A 22,102-nucleotide genomic window follows, 5' to 3' on the forward strand; every position below is an offset into this window, starting at 1 on the left:
TCCAGCGGCGCGCCCTCGGCGTGCCGGGTGACGACGGTGACCTCGTGGCCGGCGGCGGCCAGCGCGACCGACAGCGCGTGCACGTGGCGGCCGAGGCCACCGACGAGGACCGGCGGGTACTCCCAGGAGAGCATCAGGATCCGGCGCTTGCCGTCCGGGGCGAGACCGCCGGCGGCGGGCAGACCGGGGACGGTCTGCCGGGAGGGGGTGGTGGGACGGCGGGCACCGTCCGGGTTGACCGATGCGTTGGCGAGCGGTTCGCTGACCCCCAGGGTCACATTCGTCTCCATCCATGCGAAAGGGCGTGCGCGCCGGCGCCACTGACGGCAGTACGAGGTAGAAGGTGGCCGATCGGCCGGTAAGGACCGCGTTCGCATCGGTGCGTCGTGTGGCCCTCTATTAGGAAAAGGGACCCGGGCGCAAATCGCATCCCAGTAGGCCGCGATCGTGACCGGAAACACCCATTGGAGATCAACTAGTTTCGGCGCGGGTCCCAGCTGGGCATATCCGGCGGGCGCGCTGGCCGGGACCGGCCGGGCGCGCTGTCGCAATCGGGGAGGAAACGGCATGCAGGTCTGGCCGGGTGAGCGGTACCCGCTGGGGGCCACGTACGACGGGACGGGCACCAATTTCGCGATCTTCTCTGAGGTCGCCGAGGCGGTGGAGCTGTGCCTGTTCGACGCCGACGGCACCGAGCGGCGCGTGCGGCTGCCGGAGGTGGACGCGTACGTCTGGCACGGCTACGTGCCGGGGGTGGAGCCGGGCCAGCGGTACGGCTTCCGGGTGTACGGGCCGTACGATCCGGCGAACGGGGCGCGGTGCAATCCGCACAAGCTGTTGCTGGACCCGTACGCGAAGGCGATCGACGGCGACGTGAACTGGCACCCGGCGGTCTACGGGTACGAGTTCGACGATCCGGCGCGGATGTCGGAGGCCGACTCCGCGCCGTACCTGCCGAAGTCCGTGGTGGTCAATCCGTACTTCGACTGGGGCAACGATGCGCCGCCACGCGTCCCATACCACTACTCCGTGATCTACGAGGCGCACGTGCGCGGGCTGACGATGCGTCACCCGGACGTGCCGGAGCCGCTGCGCGGCACGTACGCGGGTGTGGCGCACCCGGCGGTGATCGACCACCTGACGAAGATGGGCGTGACGGCGATCGAGCTGATGCCGGTGCACCACTTCGTGCACGACCACCGCCTGGCCGACCTGGGGATGCGCAACTACTGGGGCTACAACACGATCGGCTTCTTCGCCCCGTACCACGGCTACGCGGCCACGGGTCGCGGTGGCCAGCAGGTGCAGGAGTTCCGGGCGATGGTCAAGGCGCTGCACGCGGCCGGCATCGAGGTCATCCTCGACGTGGTCTACAACCACACCGCCGAGGGCAACCATCTCGGTCCGACGTTCGGCTTCAAGGGCGTCGACAACGCCAGCTACTACCGGCTGTCGGAGGAGTCGCCGGAGTACTACGTCGACTACACCGGCTGCGGCAACAGCCTCAATATGCGCAGCCCGCACACGCTGCAGCTGATCATGGACTCGCTGCGCTACTGGGTGCAGGAGATGCGCGTCGACGGGTTCCGCTTCGACCTGGCCGCGACGCTGGCGCGGGAGTTCTACGAGGTCGACCGCCTGTCGACGTTCTTCGAGGTGATCCAGCAGGACCCGGTGATCAGCCAGGTCAAGCTGATCGCCGAGCCCTGGGACGTCGGCCCGGGTGGCTACCAGGTGGGCAACTTCCCGCCGCTGTGGACGGAGTGGAACGGCAAGTACCGCGACACCGTCCGGGACTTCTGGCGGGGCGAGCCCGCGACCCTGGCCGAGTTCGCGTCCCGGATCTCCGGCTCGGCGGACCTCTACCAGGACGACGGTCGCCGCCCGTTCCACAGCATCAACTTCGTCACCTGCCACGACGGGTTCACCCTCGCGGACCTCGTGTCGTACAACGACAAGCACAACGAGGCCAACGGCGAGGAGAACCGCGACGGGGAGGGGCACAACCGCTCGTTCAACTGCGGCGTCGAGGGCCCCACCGACGACCCCGACGTCCTGGCGCTGCGGGCCCGGCAGCGCCGCAACCTGCTGGCCACGCTGCTGCTGTCACAGGGCGTGCCGATGATCGGCCACGGCGACGAGCTCGGCCGCAGCCAGCGGGGCAACAACAACGCGTACTGCCAGGACAACGAGCTGAGCTGGGTGGACTGGGAGGCCGCCGACGAGCAGCTGCTGGAGTTCGTCCGGACGCTGTCGGCCTTCCGGGCCCGCCACCAGGTCTTCCACCGGCGGCGGTTCTTCACCGGGCTGCCCGTGCACACCCGCGCCGCCGGCGCGCCCCTGCCGGACCTGGCCTGGTTCACCCCCGACGGCCGGGAGATGACCGGCGAGGACTGGGGCAACGACTTCGGGCGCAGCGTCGCGCTCTTCGTCAACGGGGAGGGGATCAAGGAGCGCGGCCACTACGGCCAGCGTCACGTCGACGACTCCTTCCTGCTCTGCTTCAACGCCCACGACGCGCCGATCGACTTCACCGTCCCGACCGACGAGTACGGCCAGAAGTGGGAGGTGGTGATCAGTACCGCCGATCCCCTGCCGGGGGAGGCGGTCGTGGTGGAGCCCGCCGGCACGATCACCGTCCCGGACCGCTCGCTCGTCGTGCTCGAACGGACGGTGTGAGGTGCCCCGCCCTCCGATCTCGACGTACCGGATCCAGGTCCGGCCCGACTTCGACCTCGACGCCACCGCCGGCCTCGCCGATTACCTGGCGGCGCTCGGCGTCAGCCACCTCTACTCGGCGCCGCTGCTCACCGCCGCGCCGGGCTCGACGCACGGTTACGACGTGGTGGACCACCGGGCGGTGGGCCCGGAACTCGGCGGCGAGCCGGCCCGGCGCCGGCTCATCGCGGCGCTGCGCGCGGCCGGGCTGGGCCTGGTCGTGGACATCGTCCCCAACCACGCCGGGGTCGGCGCGGCGGCCGCGAACCCGGCCTGGTGGGACGTGCTGCGGCACGGCCCGGACTCGGCGTACGCCGGCTGGTTCGACATCGACTGGTCGCGCGGCCGGCTGCTGCTGCCGGTGCTGCCCGACGACGACGCCGAGCTGACGGTGGTCGGTGACGAGCTGCGGCACGGGCCGCTGCGGTTCCCGATCGCGCCCGGCACCTCCGGCGGCACCGCGCGCCAGGTGCACGACCGGCAGCACTACGAGCTGGTCTGCTGGCGTCGCGGCAACTCCGAGATCAACTACCGGCGGTTCTTCGCGGTCTCCGAGCTCGCCGGCCTGCGGGTGGAGGACGAGGCCGTCTTCCGGGCCACCCATGCCGAGCTGCTGCGCTGGTACGCCGCCGGCGAGCTCGACGGAGTGCGCGTCGACCACCCCGACGGGTTGCGCGACCCCGTCGGCTATCTGGCCCGGCTGCGTGACGCCGCCCCCGACGCCTGGCTCGTGGTCGAGAAGATCCTCGAACACGGCGAGGACCTGCCGGACTGGCCCGTGGACGGCACCACCGGCTACGAGGCGCTCGCCGACGTCGGCGGGCTCTTCGTCGACCCGGCCGCCGAGACCGCGTTCACCGAGCTCGACACCCGGTTCACCGGGCACGCCACCAGCTGGACCGAGCTGACCCACGACACCAAGCTCGCCGCCGCCACCCGGCTGCTCGCCGCGGAGCTGGCCCGGCTGGCCCGGCTCGCCCCGGAGCTGCCCGACGCCGCGGCGGCGTTGGCCGAACTCGCGGCGTGCTTCCCGGTCTACCGCTCCTATCTGCCGGACGGGCTGCGGCACCTGGCCGAGGCGCGCGCGGAGGCCGGACGCCGTCGCCCGGAGCTGGCCGCCACCCTGGACGCGCTCACCGCTCGGCTGCGCGACCCCGCCGACGAGCTGGCGCTGCGGTTCCAGCAGTTCACCGGCGCGGTGATGGCCAAGGGCGTGGAGGACACCGCCTTCTACCGCTGGTCGCGCTTCATCGCCCGCAACGAGGTCGGTGGGGATCCGGCGCACTTCGCCGTGGACCCGGAGCGCTTCCACGCCGCCGCCGCGGGACGGCAGCGCCGCTGGCCGGCGGCGATGACCACGCTCTCCACCCACGACACCAAACGGGGTGAGGACGTGCGTGCCCGGCTGGCGGTGCTCTCCGAGGTGCCGGAGCGGTGGAGTGCGGCGCTCGAGCGGTGGACGGCGACGGCGCCACTGCCCGACGCCGCCTTCGCGCACCTGCTCTGGCAGACCGTGGTCGCGGCCTGGCCGATCGAGCGGGAGCGGCTGCACGCGTACGCCGAGAAGGCGGCCCGGGAGGCGGGCACCGCGACGAGCTGGGACGACCCCGATCCGGCCTTCGAGTCGGCGCTGCACGGCGTCATCGACCGCATCTACGACGACTCGGCGCTGCGCGACGACGTCGCGCGGTTCGCCGCGCAGGTGACGCCGCCCGGATGGTTCAACTCGTTGGGGCAGAAGCTGGTGCAGCTCGCCATGCCGGGGGTGCCGGACACGTACCAGGGCACCGAGCTGTGGGACAACTCGCTGGTCGACCCGGACAACCGGCGCCCGGTGGACTTCGCGGCGCGACGCGAGCTGCTGGGCCGCATCGACGGCGGCTGGCAGCCGCCGGTGGACGAGACCGGGGCGGCGAAGCTGCTGGTCGTCGCCCGTACGCTGCGGCTGCGGCGCTCCCGGCCGGAGCTGTTCCGGCGGTACGCGCCGCTGACCGCCACCGGCCCGGCCGCCGACCATGTGGTCGCGTTCGACCGGGGCGGCGCGATCGCGGTCGCCACCCGGCTGCCGGTCGGATTGACCGTCTCCGGTGGCTGGCGGGATACCGCCCTGTCACTTTCCGTTAACGATTACCTCGATGTCTTCACAGAGCGGGTTTACAGTGGCCCTCGGGTCACGATGGCGGAGCTGCTCGACCGCTATCCCGTCGCACTCCTGACTCCCGTCGATCCTCAGGTGGCACGATGACCGAGTTCGCCGTGTGGGCTCCCGACGCGTACCGGATGCGGCTGCGGCTGACCGGTCGCCCCGACCTCGACCTGCGCCGCGACGCCGACGGCTGGTGGCGGGTCGACCTGCCCGACGTGCCACCCGGCACCGACTACGCGTACCTGATCGACGACGGCGACGCGGCGCTGCCCGACCCGCGGTCGCGGTGGCAGCCGCACGGCGTGCACGGCCCGAGCCGGGTCTACGACGACAGCGCGTTCGTCTGGAGCGATCAGGCCTGGACCGGCCGGCAGTTGCCCGGCGCGGTCCTCTACGAGCTGCACATCGGCACCTTCACCGCCGAGGGCACCTTCGACGCCGCCGCCGAGCGCCTCGACCACCTCGCCGAACTCGGCGTCGACCTGATCGAGCTGCTGCCGGTCAACGCCTTCAACGGCGTGCACAACTGGGGCTACGACGGCGTCTGCTGGTACGCCCCGCACGAGTCGTACGGCGGACCGGACGCCCTGAAACGCTTCGTCGACGCGGCGCACCGACGGGGGATGGGGGTGATCCTCGACGTCGTCTACAACCATTTCGGCCCCTCCGGGGCCTACGCGCCGCAGTTCGGCCCTTACCTCGCCGAGGCCCGCAACACCTGGGGGCGCTCGGTCAACCTCGACGGCCCGCACTCCGACGAGGTGCGCCGGTTCATCGTCGACAGCGTGCTGATGTGGCTGCGTGACTACCACGTCGACGGGTTGCGGCTGGACGCGGTGCACGCGCTGGTCGACCACCGTGCCACCCACCTGCTCGAGGAGCTGGCCGCCGAGGTGGAGGCGCTCTCCACGCACGTCGGCCGACCGCTGTCGTTGATCGCCGAGTCCGACCTCAACGATCCCCGGCTGATCACCACCCGCGAGGCCGGCGGGTACGGCCTGCACGCCCAGTGGAACGACGACGCGCACCACGCGCTGCACTCGCTGCTGACCGGCGAACGGCAGGGCTACTACGCCGACTTCGGCTCGCTGGAGTGCCTCGCCGACGTGCTCGCCGGCGGCTTCTTCCACGCCGGCACCTGGTCGTCCTTCCGCGGCCGCACCCACGGCCGCCCCGTCGACCGCGCCCGCGTACCCGGCCACCGCTTCGTCGCCTACCTGCAGAACCACGACCAGATCGGCAATCGTGCCACCGGCGACCGGATCACCGGGACGCTGTCACCGGGGCTGCTGCGCGTCGGCGCGACCCTGCTGTTCACCGCGCCGTTCACCCCGATGCTGTTCATGGGGGAGGAGTGGGGTGCCCGCACCCCCTGGCAGTTCTTCACCAGCCACCCGGAGACGGAGCTCGCCACCGCGGTCGCGACCGGCCGGCGCCAGGAGTTCGCGGCGCACGGCTGGCCCGAGGGGGAGGTGCCCGACCCGCAGGACCCGGCCACGTTCGCCCGGTCCCGGCTGGACTGGGGCGAGCTGGAGAAGCCGGAGCACCGCGAGCTGTACGACTTCTACCGGCGGCTGATCGCGCTGCGCAAGAGCCGGCCCGATCTGTCGGACCCGCGGCTGGACCGGGTCGACGTGCGCTACGGCGACCGGTTCCTCGTGATGCGCCGCGGCGGGTGCGTGGTCGCCGCCAACCTCGCGCCGAAGGCGCAACGCGTCACCCTGCCCGGCGTGGTCCGCTCGGTCCTGCTGGCGACCGGCACCGGGGTCACGGTCATGCGCGACGTCGTCGAGCTCCCACCCGAGTCCGCCGTCGTCGTCGCCACCCCCTGACCACTTCCCGATGATGCGCCCCTGCCGTCGCCGCGGGAGCGTTGCGCGGTCTTCGCGTGGTCGGCCGGTCCGGGCGCGTCGGGTGACCGGGCCCGCACCGCCGACCCGCCCCGCCCGGGCCGTGGCGGGCGCCGGCATATCATCACGGGCCGGGGCTTCGGCGGAGGCATCGGCTCCGCGGAGGCATCGGCTCGGGAGGTAACGCATGCGTCGTACGGCCATGTCGCTGTTCGCGGCGGCGGCGATCGCGGAGGCGATCTCCTGGCTGGCGTTGTTGACCGGCATGGTGGTCAAGTACGGCCCGCCGCAGAACGAGATCGGCGTGAAGATCTTCGGCCCCATCCACGGCGGGCTGTTCATCGCGTACGTGCTGCTGGTGCTCGCCGTCGCCCGGCTCGGGCGGTGGCGCTGGTGGATCACGCTTGTGGCGCTGATCTGCGCGGTGCCGCCGTTCGCGACCGTGTTCTTCGAGCGGTGGGCGCGCCGCCGTCGGCTCCTCGAACCCGAGCCGGCCGAGCCGGTGCCGGCCGCCGCGCGCTGACGTCCCGCCCGCCCGGGGATCCGTGCCGCCGCCGCGGGCGCGCCAACGACCGGGTCCGCCCGACGCACCGCTCCCCGGCGCCGCGCAACGCCCGGCGGCGTTACTCGTCGGTGAAGACGCCGGAGGTGGGCGCCGGGGTGTTCGTGTCGGTCATGTTGCCGCGCGCCGGTGTCTGCATGCCGCCGGTCTCCGCGCCGCCCGTGGTGGTCGGGGCGACGTCGCGTCCGCGCCGCGCGACCCGCCGCACGCTGGCCCGACCGGCGGTGCCGCCGGTGGTGGTCACCGCGCCGCCCGCGCGGGTCGGCCCGCCGTTGCGCAGCACCTCGGGATCCACCCGGGCGTCGGCCGGATCGTACGGGTCCTGGCGTTTCTCCTCGCTGAACGGGTCCGCGGGCGGCTCGACCACGTCGTTGACGGCCCCGGGCTCGTACTCGCCGTGATTGATCGGGTCGTCGCCGCGGTTCGCGGAATTGCGCCGGGGATCTACCGGTTCGCTCACGTCCATCACCTCACGCCTCGTCGGTCCTCCGGCTACCGTGCCCGACCCACGCGGCGCCAAACCGCCGCCGGCGCCCGTCACCGGGTGAGGAGCCAGGCCGCCACCGCCAGCAGCACCACGCCGAGCACGGCCTGCAGCAGCAGCGCGGGACCCAGATGCGACCAGAGCGTGGGGATCCGCGGCGTGAGCAGCTGACCCGTCGTGATGTTGACGATCCGGTCGGCGCGGGGCGGCAGCTGGTGATCCTTCTGCCGCCGGACGGTCACCTGGATGTGGTCGCCCGGGTCGAGCGCGCTCTGCGGCAGGTGCCCGTGGATCTCCACCTCGCAGAGCACGCCGCGGGTGTCGCGGAGCTGCAGCGGCGTGACCAGGAACTCCGGGCCTTTGCGCAGCTCGCGCCACCGCCGCCGCGCGCCCCCTGCGCCGCCGGCCTGGCGCAATGCGGCCAGCGCCAGGCCGAGCAGCCGGGCGATCCCCGCGGCGAACAGCACGGCGACCAGGACGTGCTGGCCGACCCTGAGCTCGCGGGCGTAGCCCTCGGCGAGACGCACAACGTGCCCGGTGATGATCGGCCCGGCGCGGTGGGCCGCCCGCGCCGCGTACAGCTCACTCTCCATGCGTCACCACCCGCCAGTTCCGATTCGTGCGCAGATTGTATCGACGATGTCGGATGACCGGAGTGAGTGAATCGCGGTCACGGCGGTACGCCCGTCGCGGGTCAGGTGAGATGCGGCGCAGTCCGGGTATGCGGCCCAGACATGGAGAGGGGGGTGACCATGGACCTGACCTTCCTGAGCCCGCTCTACGCCCGCTCCGGGCCGTGGGCGTCGGTCTACCTGGACGCCTCGCACAACACCGCGAACGCCGACACCGAACTGCAGCTGCGCTGGCGCGCGCTGCGCGAGAACCTCGCGGAGCAGGGCACCAGCCCGGACACCGTGCACGCCCTCGGCGACGCCGTCCTCCGGCACGACCCCCGTCCCGGGGAGTACGGCCTGGCGCTGACCGCCGCGGACGGCGAGGTGGTGCTCACCCACTACCTCGCGGCGCCGCCGCTGCGCGACGTCGCGACCTACGAGCCCCTGCCGCACGCGATGCCGCTGGTCGCGCAGCGTGGCGAGGAGATCTCCTGGCTACGGGTGCTGGTCAACCGGACCGGGGCCGACATCGACGCGGTCAGCGCGGGCTGCGTGCCGCGGCACGCGACGGTGGACGGCGGAACGGACTTCCCGCTGCGCAAGGTGAAGCCCGGGGGCTGGTCGCAGTCGCGGTTCCAGCGGGCCGCGGAGATGACATGGCACCGTAACGGCGGGGACGCCGCGAAGGCGGTCACCGACCTGGGGGACATGATCGGCGCGGAAGTGCTGGTCGTCGCCGGCGACCCGCAGGCGAGGCAGCAGCTCATCGCGCAGCTGCCGACCCGCTGGCAGCGCCGCCTGGTGCAGACCGACGCCGGATCGCGCGCGGTCGGCGCCGACCCGGAGCCGCTGAACGAGGTGACGATCCAGGCGATCGCCGAGGTGGCCGCGGAGCACACCCGGCAGGCGCTCGACCGGTACGCCGCGCAGGAGGGCATCGGCAACGGGTTGCCCGCGGTGGTGCAGGCGCTGCAGCGCAACCAGGTCGACACGCTGCTGCTCGTCGACGACCCGTCGTCGACGGAGCGGCTCTGGATCGGCCCGGATCCGACGCAGATCAGCGTGGACCCCGACGAGCTGGCGGACATGGGGGTGCGGGAACCGCAGCAGGTGCGGGGCGACGCGGCGCTGCTGCGCGCCCTGACCGGCACGCACGCCAGCCTGGTGCTGGTCGGACCGGACGACGTGGACCTCGACGGGGGAGTCGGCGCGGTGCTGCGCTACGCCGACCGATCGACGCCGGGCCGCGGCGATCGCGACGTCGCGAACGTCACCGCGCAGGGCCACCACCAGGGGCGCGGACAACGGCGTAACCGGTAGCGACGCCGGTCGGTTGCCGCGCGACCGGTGGGAACGGGCGGTTTGCGGCGCGACCGGTGGGGGCAACAGTGCTCAGCCGTGGATCACGGCCCGGGTGGGGCCGTGGTCGGGCGCCCGAGCACACTCCGACCGAGGGAGCCCCCCATGATCGCGATCGTCGGCAGCGCGCGATGAAGCCGCCACCGCCGCGCGGGCCGGTCTCGGCCGCCCTGCTCACCGCGCTGCGCGCCGCGCCGCACGACCTGCCCGCCGCCCTCGCCGACGGCTTCACCGACGGCGATCCGCTCACCGACGAGGATCTGCAGCTGACGCTCTTCGTCGCCTACGAGCTGCACTACCGGGGCTTCGACGGGGTCGACGAGGCGTGGGAGTGGCAGCCGTCGCTGTTGGCGCTGCGGGCCGCGGCGGAGGCGCGGTTCGAGCGCGCGCTGCGCCGTCTCGTGGCGCCGCTGCCGCAGGCCGCGCCGCGCGACGTGCCGCGGGCGCTCGCCGCGCTCGTCGCGGCCGACGACGGGCCCCCGCTCGCCGGTCACCTCCAGCGTCGCGCCACCCGGGAGCAGTTCCGGGAGTTCGTCATGCACCGCTCGGTGTACCACCTCAAGGAGGCGGACCCGCACAGCTGGGGGATTCCACGGCTCGGTGGGCGCGCGAAGGCGGCGCTGGTCGAAATCCAGATGGACGAGTACGGCGGCGGGCAACTCCCCGACATGCACGCCGAGCTGTTCGCCACGACGATGCGCTGCCTGCAGCTCGACGCGACCTACGGCGCGTACGTGCCCGTGGCGCCGGCGGTCACCCTCGCGACCAGCAATCTGATCTCACTGTTCGGCCTGCACCGGCGGCTTCGCGGGGCGCTCCTCGGCCACCTCGCGGCCTTCGAGATGACGTCGTCGCTGCCGAACCGGCGGTACGGCAACGGCCTGCGGCGCCTCGGCGGCGACGCGGTGGCGACGCGCTTCTACGACGAACACGTCGCCGCCGACGCGGTGCACGAGCAGATCGCGGCGCACGACCTGTGCGGCAGCTTCGCCGCCGCCGAGCCCGAGCGCGCGGGGGACGTGATCTTCGGGGCGGCGTGCTGCCTGGCGCTCGACCGCCTCTTCGCCACCCACCTGCTGACGTCCTGGCAGCGGGGCGCCGGGTCACTGCTCGTCGCGGCCTAGCGGCGCGGCTCCGGCCCGGAACCCGATCACCTTGTGGGTCCCGTCGCAGAACGGCTTGATCGCCGACTTCCCGCACCGGCACAACGCGACCGTGCGGCGTCCCGTCTCGATGCGTTCGCCCTCGGGCGTCACCACCGCGAAGTCACCGCGGACCAGCAGCGGCCCGTCCTCGTACGGGGTCACGGTGGCGGCGGGGCGCGGGGGGAGCGGTTCGGGCATGGGCGGCAAGTGCCCGGACCCCACCGTCTCGAAACGCCACCGCACCGCGTCACGGTCGACCGCCGTGCCACCGCACCGCGTCACGGTCGACCGCCGTGCCGGCGGAGAGCGTCCGATTGTCCGACCGCGACGCGCCTGATGTGCCGTTTGGACCCGTCGAGGGCGGGAAGCCGTCCGTGGTCACGGATGAGGGGAGCGGGACGGGTGCGGGAGAAGACCGGGTGGCTCGCGACCGGCGGCGTGCCGGCGCCGCAGCAGATCGTCTCGCCGGACAGCCATTCCCGGGTGCTGCTCGCCGCGGCGGCCCGCGCGTTGCACGGCCGGGACTGTGACGACTTGCGTTATCTGCCGACCCTGTCCCGGTTCCGCAGCACGCCGGAGCCGCTGCGGCGGGCCGCGCTCGCCCGGGCGGCCGCGCGCGCGGCGGTCGCGCCGGACCGGGTCGGCGACGTCGACGCCGACCGGATCGCCCAGTGGGTGGTGGAGCAGTACCCGCAGCGGTGGTACCCGGGCGTGGTGGTGGGCTCGCCGCACGGCGGGGCGGTGCACCTCGCGACCGCGATGGGGGTGCCCTGGCTGCCGTCGGAGTTCGAGATGGCGGTGCACTGGCCGCACGGGTCGGTCGACGACGCGGCGGGCGCGCTGGTGTACGGGGGCACGATGGCCGACCGGTTCCTCCCGCCCAACCCGGCACTGGCGGTGCGTCAGGTGCACGACCCGGCCGGCCGCGGTCACCTGGTGGGCTGCACCATCACCCTGGTTGCCCGGTGGCGCCGGCTACCCGATCCGTACCGGCGGTTCCTCGGCGCCTGTCTGGCCCCGGCGGCGCCGATGCTGATGCTGCGTGACGCGCGCACCTGGCCGGTGCTCGACGCGGGCACGCGGCACAGCTTCCAGGTCGGGGCGCCGGCCAGCGGGTTGGACCCGGACGACTACGTGCCGGGCAGCGAGCGGTTCGGGCAGGTGCTGCGGCACACCGGCGGGGACCGCGCGCGCTGGCGCGCTCCGGCGCTGGCGTGCCCGACGGGCTTCGCGGAGCACAGCGTGGAGCCGGCGTTCGAGGAGTCCCTGCGGGGCTGGGCGGAGGCGGCGGGCAGCGCGCTGCACCGGGTGCTGTTCCCGCGGCCGGAGGCGCTGAGCGCCGCGACCGCCGACCTGTATCGCGGCTGGCTGCGCGCGGCGGGCAAGACCGGTAACCGGTGCGTCGTGGAGTGCGGCCGGCTGATCGACCCGTGGCAGGTGGTGCGGGCGGGGATGGTGCCGTACTGGTGCGAGAACGCGGCCCGGCGCACCGTGGCGGCCGCGGAGTGGTGGCTGGCCGGCAGCGCGGCCTTCAGCTCGGTGGATGTGCTGCCCGAGCCGCCCGGACTGGAGTCGGAGGCGGTCGCCGGGCTGGCGCAGTGGCGGGCGGTGGCGTCGTTCGGCCGGCGGCGCGCGGCGCTGGACCGGGTGGCCGTGCGGGGCTATCCCGGCAGTCCCGTGCCGACCCGGCGCGCCACCGAGGTGCTCCGCGGCCAGCCGTACGACCTGCCCCGTCCGGCGCCGTTGCCGCTGCCGGCCGCGCTGGCGGGACTGCGCGACAGCGGGACGCCCCTGGGGCTGCTCGTGTGCTGACGGTTTCCGCGCAATCACCCGCTGTGGAAATTTCACCTGCCTTTTTCGGCCCGATGGATTGGGGCGGCCGAGCCGGGGCAGTAGGGTCCGGCGTAGGGAAGCAGCGCGTACGGCGCGGACTGGTAGCGGGGGGTCGCTGCCCGGTTCCCTACCGCGGGCGTTCGCCGCTGTGCACCCTCATCCACCGGATGCGCGCGAGCTCGGAGCCGGATTACCCGGGAGGGGCGGAATGTCCGGACACAAGCGGGCAGTAACACGGCCGGAGGGCGTACTCGAGGATCTGGACGGCGCGGCGCTGTCGTACGCCGCACAGATCGCGGACCGCCCGGCGGCCGAGCGGCAGGCACTCCGCGAAGACCTGGTGCAGCTGGCGCTGCCGTTCGCCGGTCGGCTGGCCCGTCGTTACCGCGGACGGGGGGAGCCGCTGGAGGACCTCGAACAGGTCGCGCGGCTCGGACTGGTCAAGGCGGTCGACCGCTACGACCCGGAGCGTGGGTCGTTCACCGCGTACGCGGCGGTGACGATCACGGGTGAGATCAAGCGGCACTTCCGGGATCGCACCTGGGGTGTGCACGTGCCGCGTCGCCTGCAGGACCTCACGATCGAGGTCAGCCAGGCCACGGCGGTGCTGACCACCGAGCTGTCCCGGTCGCCGACCGTCGCCGAGCTGGCCGCGCGGCTGGACACGTCCGAGGAGGACATCCTCGCCGCGCTCGAATCGGCGGCCGGCTACACCCCCGCCTCGCTGAACGGGCCGGTCGGGGACGACGGGCCGGCGGAGTTGGGGGACATGTTCGGCGCGCTCGACGCCGACCTGGAGTCCGTCGACGACCGGCTCACGGTCAGCGGGTTGCTCTACCGGCTGCCGGCGCGGGAGCGGCGCATCCTGGCGATGCGGTTCTACGGCAACTACACCCAGTCCGATATCGCGGCCGAATTCGGCATCTCGCAGATGCACGTCTCCCGGCTGCTGTCGCGCACGCTCACCTGGCTGCGCCAGGCGATGCTCACCGACACGCCGCCGCGGTGGGAGTCGGGCGGCCAGCTCGACGGCCAGGGCCTGCGGCTCTCGGTGCAGCGGTGCGGCGAGCATCCGAGCGGCTGGGTGGTGGTGGCGGTCGGCGGCGAGGTCGACCGGGACACCGCCGACCAGCTCCGCGAGGTGGTGGTGGACACGGTCACCGCCGCGGAGTCGAACGACGTGGTGATCGACCTGGAGGGCGTGCCGTTCATCGACGCGGCCGGTATCGGTGCGCTGCTGGCCAGTCACGAGGCGGCGCGGCGCAGCACGACGCGGCTGCGGGTCGCCAAGGCCCAGCCGTACGTGCGGCGCAGCCTCACGGTGGCGGGCCTGGCCCCGCTTCTGGAGTGAGGGCGCGACGGCGGGCGTCAACGGCGGCGCGGACGGCGCCGGCTCCGCCGCCGGCGCCGTCCCCTCATTTGCCCTCGTCCGATGGCCGGCCCGTGCGCCACCGCTTGTTCGTCTCCCGGCCGCCGCGTTCGCTGTCGATCGGGTTGTCCGGCAGTTCGGTCTCGTCGTACTGCGGTCGCCGTACCTCCTCGGGTCGGGGCACCCGGACCGGGCGGGCGCCGGAGTCCGGCGGCGGCCGGTGCTCGGCGGCCTCCGGGGCGCCGTACGCGCCCTCCTCGCTCGGCACGTCCGACGGGTTGGACCGGCCCAGCTGCGGGCGCAGCTCGTCGGAGAGCTTCTGCGTCTGCGTGGTCTCCCGCTGCGGCAGGTCGTGCCCCAGGTCCGACACGAGGTGGCCGTACTTGTCGTCGAAGGAGGGGCGCTCGGAGCGGATCCGCGGCATCCGGTCGAAGTTGCGCAGGGGCGGCGGGGTGGGCGTCGACCATTCCAGAGAGTTGCCGAAGCCCCAGGGGTCCCGCACGGTGACGACGCGGCCGAAGCGCCAGGACTTCCAGACGTTCCACATGAAGAACAGCGTGGAGACGGCCAGGATGAACGAGCCGATCGTCGAGATGTAGTGCCAGGTCGTGAACTGGTCGGTCGGGCGGTAGTCGGCGTACCGGCGGGGCATGCCGCGGTTGCCGAGCCAGTGCTGGACCAGGAAGGTCATGTGGAAGCCGACGAACATGGTCCAGAAGTGGATCTTCCCGAGTCGTTCGTCGAGCATGCGGCCGGTCATCTTGGGGAACCAGAAGTACATTCCGGCGAACGCCGCGAAGACGATGGTCCCGAACAGCACGTAGTGGAAATGCGCCACGACGAAATAGCTGTCGTGGACGTGGAAGTCGATGGGCGGGCTGGCCAGCAGCACCCCGGTCAACCCGCCGAGCAGGAAGGTGACCAGGAAGCCGATCGAGAACAGCATCGGGGTCTCGAAGGTCAGCTGCCCCTTCCACATCGTGCCGATCCAGTTGAAGTACTTCACCCCGGTCGGGACGGCGATGATGAAGGTGGCGATGGAGAAGAACGGCAACACCACGAGCCCGGTGGCGAACATGTGGTGCGCCCACACCATCAGCGAGTAGCCGGTGATCACGACCAGCGCGAACACCATGCCCTTGTAGCCGAAGAGCGGTTTGCGGCTGAAGACCGGAATGACCTCGCTGATGATGCCGAAGAACGGCAGCGCCACGATGTAGACCTCGGGATGACCGAAGTACCAGAACAGGTGCTGGTAGATCAGTGGCCCGCCGTGGTCGGCGCTGTAGACCTGGGCGCCGAGCAGGCGGTCGGCCAGCAGCGCGAACAGGGTGGCCGACAGCAGCGGGAAGACGAGGATCGCCAGCAGCGTGGTGACCAGCATGGCCCAGGTGAACAACGGCATCCGGAACATGGTCATGCCCGGTGCGCGCAGCGTGACGATCGTGGTGATGAGGTTGACCGAGCCCAGGATCGTGCTGAGACCGGAGACGGCCAGGCCCACCACCCACAAGTGCCCGCCGATGCCGGGCACGTGTTCCGAGCGGCTGAGGGGCGGGTACGCCGTCCAGCCGAAGTCGGCGGCGCCGCTGGGGGTGAAGAAGGACCCGAGGACGATCAGCCCGCCCCAGAAGTAGAGCCAGAAGGCGAGCGAGTTCAGGCGCGGGAACGACACGTCGGGGGCGCCGATCTGGATGGGCACCAGGTAGTTCGCGAAGCCGAACACCAGCGGCGTGGCGAACAGGAACATCATCAACGTGCCGTGCATGGTGACCAGCTGGTTGTACTGCTCGGGGGAGAGGAACTGCAGCCCGGGACGGCCGAGCTCGGCGCGCATCAGCAGCGCCATGAAACCCGCGGCGATGAAGTAGAAGAACGACGTCGCGAGATAGAGCAGCCCGATCTGCTTGGCGTCGGTGGTGCGCAGCAGACTGGTCAGCACGCCGCCGCGGGGCATCCGCCGGATCGGCCCGGGGTAGCCCGGCATGCTCCCGGGCGTGACGACGATCGGACGCCGTTCTTGATCCGGCGCTGGCGCCACTCGCTTGACCATTGGCCTCACCCCGTCACAGCCGGATCAGAAACGAGGCGCGGCTACCCGGCGAAGCCGGGTTGAAACCCGGAGAAGGCGACTTTTCCGGGGCGCTCGGCCGTTATGCGGCGAGGCTCGCCCAGACCACCTTGCCGTCCGCCGCGGGCAGGCTGCCCCAGAACCGCGCGAGCTGCCGGATCAACAGGATCCCGCGGCCTCCCGTGTCGGTCAGGTCGGGGGCCACGGTCCGGGGCGCGGCGACGCTGCCGTCGTGGACCGCGACGTGCAGGTACGGCTGGCGCAGGCTCAGGGTGACCTCCAGGGGCGTGCCGGCATGGCGTACGCCGTTGGCGACCAGCTCACTGACCACGACCCGGGCGGCGTCGGCGACCTCGGGGAGCTTCCACCGGCCGCACGCCTCGGTCGCGAGTTCGCGGGCCTGCCGGCACGCGTCGCGGACCGGCTGCAGGCGGGCGCGCAGTCGTGGGGCGGCACCGGCGCTCCGCGCGTCGCGCAGCGCGGCGTCGAGGGTGGCCCGGACCGGCAGGAGGCGGCGCACCGGCGAGCCGGCCAGCTGTTGGGCGGTCACGTGGTCGGGGGCGCAGAGCAGGACCGGCACGGCGGGCCAGGCGGCGGCCTGGCGGGCCAGCGCGCCGAAGACCGCCAGCGTCGACGGGTGGCGCACGGTGAGCCCACCCAGATCGATCACGAGGGCCTCAGGCTGATCGGCGAGGCACCGCTGCAATCGGGTGCGGACGGCGGCCGTGGTCGAGGTGTCCAGAACACCGGACAACCGTGCGACGGTCACCGGCAGCCGCTCGTTGACCCGTCGCTCGTTCACCTGGCATTCCATCCGGCTCGGCATCGCGCACCTCCCCCTAGCGGCTGGCCGTTCGTTACCCGTGCGCCACTGGCCGGAAACGGCGGTGGGGCTAGTGCCGCCCGTCATGCCGGTCGACGTCGCCGGGCAGGCCGAGCGCTTCGGCCACGCCGGTGACCTGCAGGACGTGGTTCACGACGCGCTGCGGGTTGCGCACGGTCAGCGCGGCGCCACGGGCCAGCGCGGCGCGCCGCCCCTCGAGCAGTACCCGCACGCCGGTGGAGTCGAGAAAGGGCACGCCCGCGAGGTCGACGATCACCTCACGCACACCGCGGTTGGCGAGCGCCGCGGTCAACGCCTGGCCCAGCAGGGTCTCGGTGCCCAGGTCCACGTCGCCGTGGACGTGCAGGATCAGGCGTCCGGTTCCGTCGACCTCGGTGCGCGTATCGAGCGTCATCTCACCCTCACCTCGGAGCGGTAACGGGAGGCAAGGTTACCCAAGTCGGGGCGCGACGGGGTGACGCCACCTCGCCACCGCCGGCGCGTTTCGCGCCAGCGGTGGCGGGCGTGCCGACCCGGGTCGGCTCACCCTCCGGCGCGCTCCCGGCTGCCGAGGATGCCGAGGCTGATCATGCCGACGCCGAGGAAGAGGTGCAGCCAGTTGTCCGCGGTGTTGAACGGCACGAAGTTGGCGGGGCTGGTCTGGTGCACCGCCAGCCCGTACAGCCAGAGCACGAGGTAGACGGCGCCGCCGCCGATCAGGTAGGTGCGGGCGGTCACGACGCGGCGCGCCATCGCCAGGCCCGCGATGCCGAAGCCGATGTGCACGAGGTTGTGCAGCACGGACACCTGGAACACACCGAGCAGCTTCGCGCCCGACTCGTGACCCGCGAGGTACATGTCCCCGTAGTTCGTGGTGATGCCGGGGATGAATCCGAGGATGCCGACCAGCAGGAAGGTCGCGCCCACGACGGTCGCCATGGTCGAGACCAGGGGTCGGGTCGCCGTGCGCCCGCCGGCCATCGTCGCGCCGGTTCTACTCACCATCTCGCGTCACCTCCAGTGGAAGGAATCGGTACCGCGTTCCCGACTCCCTTTGGCGCAAACGCGAGGACTGCTCCGGCGTGTCGGAGCCGAGCGCTCAGGCGTTGCGCGCGGACCGTCACCGGGCGGCCCAGCCGGCGATGACGTTCATGCGAACGGACGCGGTCGCGGGACGACCGCGTCATCGCCGGTTAGCGGATAGTAGTCATATGGCTACTAAATGTAATTTGTTGGCGTGACTCACGGAACGAGGGTGATCCTGTCCCTGGCCGCCGGCGCGGCCACGTTCGCGTTCGGCGTCTCCGGCGGGGGCGACAACTCCTCCCGCGCCGGAGCGCTCGCGTTTCTCGGCCTCGTCGTCGCCCTGCTCGTCTGGAACCTGACCAAGCCGGCCAGCTCGAAGTGAGGAAGGGCTTCCCCTCCAGGCGCAGCCCTTCCTTCCGGCGGGGCCTGCGTCAGACCGACGGGTTGGAGCCGCCGCCGTCGGGGTGCAGGATCACCTTCGTCCAGCCCGGCTCGCGGCTGTCGAAGTGCTGGTAGGCATTGGGCGCCTCCGTCAGCGGAAGCTCGTGCGACACGATGTACGACGGCTTGGCCTTGCCGGCCGAGATGAGGTCGAGCAGCCGGCGGTTGTAGTTCTTGACGTTGCACTGCCCCGTGCCCATCGTCTGTCCCTTGAACCAGAACATGCCGAAGTCGAACCCGACCTTCCCCTGCTTGGCCAGGTCGTTGGCGCCGCCCGGGTCCTGGGGCACGTAGACGCCGACCACCCCGATCGTGCCCGCGAAGCGCACGGAATTCACCAGCCGGTTCAGGGCCATGCTCGGGTCCTCGTGGCCCTGCGGGTCGTGTGCCTGGTAGCCGATGCACTCGCAGCCCCGGTCCGCGCCCTTCCCGTTCGTCAGCTCCATGACCCTCTCGACCGGGTCGCATTCGGCGTCGTTGATCGGGATCGCGCCGACCTTCTCGGCGAGCGCCAGCCGGTCCGGATGCCGGTCTACGATCATGGTCTGCGCGGTGGTTTTGATCTTGCAGGAGAGGGCGGCCATCTGCCCGACCGGGCCGCCGCCGTAGATGACGACGTTGTCGCCGGGCTGCACGCACGCGAGTTGGGTGGCGTGCCAGCCGGTGGGGAAGATGTCGGCGAGCATCACGTAGTCGCGCTGTTTCCGCACGTCCCGAGCGTCCTCGGGCAGCTTCAGACAGTTGAAGTCGCCGTACGGCACCCGCAGCAGCTCGGCCTGGCCCCCCTGGTACGGCCCCATGTCGGCGAAGCCGAAGGCGGCGCCCCCGATCTTCGGGTCCGGGTTGCTCAGCAGGCAGAACGCGGTGAGGCCCTGCTCGCAGTTCTCGCAGAACCCGCACGCGACGTTGAACGGCATGACGACCATGTCGCCGACCTGGACCTGGTCCACTCCGTCGCCGACCTCGACCACCTCGCCGAGGTTCTCGTGCCCGAGTACCCGACCCGGCTGCATGTCGGTGCGCCCCTCGTACATGTGCAGGTCCGACCCGCAGATGTTGGTGCTGGTGATCCGCACCAGCACGTCGGTGGATCGTTCGATCCGGGCGTCCGGTACGTCCTTGACCGCGACCCGCCGGGGGCCCTCGTACACCAGTGCCTTCATGCGTCCTCCTTCGCCGCCGAACCCCGCCCGCGCGGTGGGGCACGGCGACCTACCCGGGATCCGCTCGGATATGCACGCGGTCGCACCCGGACATACCGGATGCGGCCGGGCGGGGCAGCCGGTACGGTCGGGCATCGCGTAGCGTTGCCCGACATGGGTGTGTCGCAACGGTTGAAGAGCAGGTTCCGGCGTTTCCTCCAGCGTCCCGGCACCACGGTCGACCTCGCCCCGCTGGAGAAGCGGCTGCCGGCCATCGCGGCGCGCGAGGAGGAGCTGAAGGAGCTCGACGACGCGGCGCTGACCGACGCGGCCGGGCGGGCGGACGACTACGTCGACATCTGCGCGATCGGACGCGAGGCCGCCCGGCGGGGGCTCGACCAGCGGCCGTACGACGTCCAGCTGCTCGGCGCGATGGCGCTGCTCTCCGGCAAGGTCACCGAGATGGCCACCGGTGAGGGCAAGACGCTCACCGCGGTGATCGCCGCGTACGGGCACGTGCGCCTCGGCAACGGCCCGGTGCACGTGCTCACCGTCAACGACTACCTGGCCCGCCGCGACGCCGAGTGGATGGAGCCGGTCTACCGCCTGCTGGGGCTCACCGTCGGCTGGGTCACCGAGGCGTCCACCCCCGAGCAGCGGCGCGAGGCGTACGACCGGGACGTCACCTACGTGTCGGTGAGCGAGGCCGGCTTCGACTTCCTGCGCGACCAGCTCGTCACCGACGTCGCCGACCGGGTCCAGCCGACGCTCACCACGGCGATCGTCGACGAGGCCGACTCGATCCTGATCGACGAGGCCCGGGTCCCGATGGTGCTCGCCGGCGCGGTGGCGGGGGAGCAGGACCCGGTGCACGCCGCCGACGCCCTGGTTCGCGGGCTGCGCGCGGGCCGGCACTACGAGGTCGCCGACGACGGTCGCAGCGTGGCGTTCACGGCGGCCGGCCTGGCCGCGGTGGAGGCGAAGCTCGGCGACATCAACCTCTACGCCGACGAGAACATCGGCCAGCTCTCGGCGATCAACGTGGCGCTGCACGCGCACGCCCTGCTGCACCGCGACGTCGACTACATCGTCCGCAACGGCGGCGTCGAGCTGATCGACGAGATGCGCGGCCGGGTCGCGCAGCGGCGACGGTGGCCGGACGGGCTGCAGGCCGCGGTCGAGGCCAAGGAGGGACTGTCGGCCACCGCGGAGGGCGAGGTGCTCGGCACGATCACCGTGCAGGCCTTCGTGGCGCTCTACCGGACCGTCTGCGGCATGACGGCGACCGCCGTGCTCGTCGGCGACCAGCTGCGCGAGTTCTTCAAGCTCGAGGTCGCGGTGATCCCGTCGAACACCCCGTGCGTGCGGGTCGACGAACCGGACCGGATCTACGCGACCCGCGCCGAGAAGGAAGAGGCGCTGATCGCCGAGATCGCGGCCGCGCACGGGGCGGGCCGCCCGGTGCTGGTCGGCACCCTGGACGTCAAGGAGTCCGAGGGGCTCGCCGCCGGCCTCGCCGCGGCCGGGGTGCCGTGCTCGGTGCTCAACGCCAAGAACGACGCGGAGGAGGCGGCGATCATCGCCGAGGCCGGCGCGTACGGGGCGGTCACGGTCTCCACCCAGATGGCCGGCCGCGGCGTGGACATCCGACTCGGCGGCAGCGACCAGACCGACCGCGACCGCGTCGCCGAGCTCGGCGGCCTGTACGTGATCGGCAGCGGCCGCCACGACAGCCGGCGCGTCGACGACCAGCTGCGCGGCCGCGCCGGCCGGCAGGGCGACCCGGGCGCCTCGGTGTTCTTCGTCAGCCTGGAGGACGAGCTGGTGCTGCGGCACGCGCCGGACGCGATCCCCCCCTCGCCCCGGATGAACGCCGACGGGCTGGTCACGGACGAGCAGGTCGACTTCGCGGTCGAGCACGCCCAGCGCATCGCCGAGGGCGTCAACCACGAGCTGCACCGCAACACCTGGCGCTACAGCGTCGTGATCGAGCAGCAGCGCAGGGCGCTCGCCGAGCGGCGGGAGCGGCTGCTGACCAGCGACATCGCGGCGGAGATGCTGCGGGAGAAGTTCCCGGAGCGGTGCGAGGAGATCGATCCCGACGTGCTGTCCCGCGCGGCCCGGACCATCGCCCTCTTCCACCTGGACCGGCTGTGGGCCGAGCATCTCGCGGAGCTGTCCGAGGTGCGCGAGGGCGTGCACCTGCGCGCGCTCGGCCGTCTCGACCCGCTCGACGAGTTCCACCGGGCCGCGGTGCCGGCGTTCAACCGGCTCATCCCGGAGATCGAGACGCGCACCGTCGCCACGTTCGAGGAGACCGAGTTCGACGCCGACTGGCAGCCGGACGAGGCGCGCCTGGTCCGGCCGAGCGCCACCTGGACGTACCTCGTGCACGACAACCCGTTCGGCTCCGAGCTCGACCGGTTGATCGCCGCCGTCGGTCGCCGGCTGATCTCCGCCGGTCGTTCGTGACCGGCCCGGTGCCGGCGTTTGCGCCCCTTCGGCCGGGGTATGAAGCC

At 72.4% G+C, this 22,102-nt stretch carries 19 protein-coding genes; 10 read left to right on the forward strand and 9 right to left on the reverse strand.

Annotated elements, in window-relative coordinates; genetic code table 11:
* Window positions 1-278, reverse strand: a 278-nt coding sequence (locus BLW47_RS25740; RefSeq protein ID WP_245737047.1) for a glycogen/starch synthase, incomplete at its 3' end; no start/stop codon positions are given.
* A 289-nt stretch (window positions 279-567) separates the two neighbouring features.
* Here BLW47_RS25740 and glgX point away from each other — a divergent pair.
* The 4 genes from glgX to BLW47_RS23935 all read left to right on the forward strand — a co-directional run bounded on the left by glgX (window position 568) and on the right by BLW47_RS23935 (window position 7,237).
* Window positions 568-2,679, forward strand: a complete 2,112-nt coding sequence (glgX, locus tag BLW47_RS23920) for a glycogen debranching protein GlgX (RefSeq protein ID WP_091562795.1) — start codon at window positions 568-570, stop codon at window positions 2,677-2,679.
* A gap of 1 nt (window position 2,680) precedes the next feature.
* On the forward strand, window positions 2,681-4,963 hold the full coding sequence (treY, locus tag BLW47_RS23925) for a malto-oligosyltrehalose synthase (protein ID WP_091562799.1): 2,283 nt from the start codon (window positions 2,681-2,683) through the stop codon (window positions 4,961-4,963).
* The gene (treZ, locus tag BLW47_RS23930; protein ID WP_091562804.1) at window positions 4,960-6,696 is read left to right on the forward strand and encodes a malto-oligosyltrehalose trehalohydrolase; all 1,737 of its coding nucleotides are present in this window, start codon (window positions 4,960-4,962) and stop codon (window positions 6,694-6,696) included. The genes treY and treZ overlap by 4 nt, the downstream gene beginning before the upstream one ends.
* A gap of 205 nt (window positions 6,697-6,901) precedes the next feature.
* On the forward strand, window positions 6,902-7,237 hold the full coding sequence (locus BLW47_RS23935) for a DUF3817 domain-containing protein (RefSeq protein ID WP_091562809.1): 336 nt from the start codon (window positions 6,902-6,904) through the stop codon (window positions 7,235-7,237).
* 100 nt (window positions 7,238-7,337) lie between these two features.
* On the opposite strand, the gene BLW47_RS23940 is transcribed toward BLW47_RS23935, so the two are convergent.
* Window positions 7,338-7,736, reverse strand: a complete 399-nt coding sequence (locus BLW47_RS23940) for a hypothetical protein (protein ID WP_425435449.1) — start codon at window positions 7,734-7,736, stop codon at window positions 7,338-7,340.
* 77 nt (window positions 7,737-7,813) lie between these two features.
* Complete coding sequence (locus BLW47_RS23945) at window positions 7,814-8,353, reverse strand: hypothetical protein (protein WP_091562818.1); 540 nt, start codon at window positions 8,351-8,353, stop codon at window positions 7,814-7,816.
* Between the two features lie 159 nt (window positions 8,354-8,512).
* On the opposite strand from BLW47_RS23945, the gene BLW47_RS23950 reads away from it, so the two are divergent.
* The gene (locus BLW47_RS23950) at window positions 8,513-9,694 is read left to right on the forward strand and encodes a baeRF2 domain-containing protein (protein ID WP_175543785.1); all 1,182 of its coding nucleotides are present in this window, start codon (window positions 8,513-8,515) and stop codon (window positions 9,692-9,694) included.
* A gap of 170 nt (window positions 9,695-9,864) precedes the next feature.
* The gene (locus BLW47_RS23955) at window positions 9,865-10,857 is read left to right on the forward strand and encodes an iron-containing redox enzyme family protein (protein WP_091562821.1); all 993 of its coding nucleotides are present in this window, start codon (window positions 9,865-9,867) and stop codon (window positions 10,855-10,857) included.
* Here BLW47_RS23955 and BLW47_RS23960 read toward each other — a convergent pair.
* Entirely contained in the window at window positions 10,837-11,076 is a 240-nt protein-coding gene (locus BLW47_RS23960; RefSeq protein WP_091562907.1) for a CDGSH iron-sulfur domain-containing protein, read from the reverse strand. The genes BLW47_RS23955 and BLW47_RS23960 overlap by 21 nt on opposite strands.
* A 186-nt stretch (window positions 11,077-11,262) precedes the next feature.
* Here BLW47_RS23960 and BLW47_RS23965 point away from each other — a divergent pair, with 186 nt between their 5' ends.
* Together BLW47_RS23965 and BLW47_RS23970 are read left to right on the forward strand one after the other, a co-directional pair.
* Window positions 11,263-12,690 (forward strand): hypothetical protein, encoded by a 1,428-nt coding sequence (locus BLW47_RS23965; RefSeq protein WP_425435450.1) that lies wholly within the window; start codon window positions 11,263-11,265, stop codon window positions 12,688-12,690.
* A 229-nt stretch (window positions 12,691-12,919) separates the two neighbouring features.
* Window positions 12,920-14,062 (forward strand): SigB/SigF/SigG family RNA polymerase sigma factor, encoded by a 1,143-nt coding sequence (locus BLW47_RS23970; protein WP_091562825.1) that lies wholly within the window; start codon window positions 12,920-12,922, stop codon window positions 14,060-14,062.
* 64 nt (window positions 14,063-14,126) lie between these two features.
* Here BLW47_RS23970 and ctaD read toward each other — a convergent pair whose 3' ends face one another.
* From ctaD to BLW47_RS23990, 4 genes are all read right to left on the reverse strand, one after another.
* Window positions 14,127-16,133, reverse strand: coding sequence for an aa3-type cytochrome oxidase subunit I (ctaD, locus tag BLW47_RS23975; RefSeq protein WP_091562828.1), 2,007 nt, complete (start codon window positions 16,131-16,133; stop codon window positions 14,127-14,129).
* 100 nt (window positions 16,134-16,233) lie between these two features.
* On the reverse strand, window positions 16,234-16,953 hold the full coding sequence (locus BLW47_RS23980; protein WP_245737051.1) for an ATP-binding protein: 720 nt from the start codon (window positions 16,951-16,953) through the stop codon (window positions 16,234-16,236).
* Window positions 16,954-17,044: 91 nt separating this feature from the next.
* Window positions 17,045-17,389 (reverse strand): STAS domain-containing protein, encoded by a 345-nt coding sequence (locus tag BLW47_RS23985; protein WP_091562835.1) that lies wholly within the window; start codon window positions 17,387-17,389, stop codon window positions 17,045-17,047.
* A 128-nt stretch (window positions 17,390-17,517) separates the two neighbouring features.
* A complete protein-coding gene (locus BLW47_RS23990) occupies window positions 17,518-17,979 on the reverse strand; it encodes a DUF4383 domain-containing protein (protein WP_217634939.1) in 462 nt (153 codons plus the stop codon).
* 232 nt (window positions 17,980-18,211) lie between these two features.
* Between BLW47_RS23990 and BLW47_RS25290 the strand changes: the two genes are divergently transcribed.
* Window positions 18,212-18,382, forward strand: coding sequence for a hypothetical protein (locus BLW47_RS25290; protein WP_175543784.1), 171 nt, complete (start codon window positions 18,212-18,214; stop codon window positions 18,380-18,382).
* Window positions 18,383-18,431: 49 nt separating this feature from the next.
* Here the strand turns inward: BLW47_RS25290 and BLW47_RS23995 are convergent, their stop codons facing one another.
* Window positions 18,432-19,604, reverse strand: a complete 1,173-nt coding sequence (locus tag BLW47_RS23995; protein WP_091562842.1) for a glutathione-independent formaldehyde dehydrogenase — start codon at window positions 19,602-19,604, stop codon at window positions 18,432-18,434.
* Between the two features lie 153 nt (window positions 19,605-19,757).
* Here BLW47_RS23995 and secA2 point away from each other — a divergent pair, with 153 nt between their 5' ends.
* Window positions 19,758-22,055, forward strand: coding sequence for an accessory Sec system translocase SecA2 (secA2, locus tag BLW47_RS24000; RefSeq protein WP_091562845.1), 2,298 nt, complete (start codon window positions 19,758-19,760; stop codon window positions 22,053-22,055).
* Window positions 22,056-22,102: the final 47 nt, after the last annotated feature.

This window comes from Micromonospora pattaloongensis (assembly GCF_900107255.1).
GTDB lineage: Bacteria > Actinomycetota > Actinomycetes > Mycobacteriales > Micromonosporaceae > Micromonospora_I > Micromonospora_I pattaloongensis.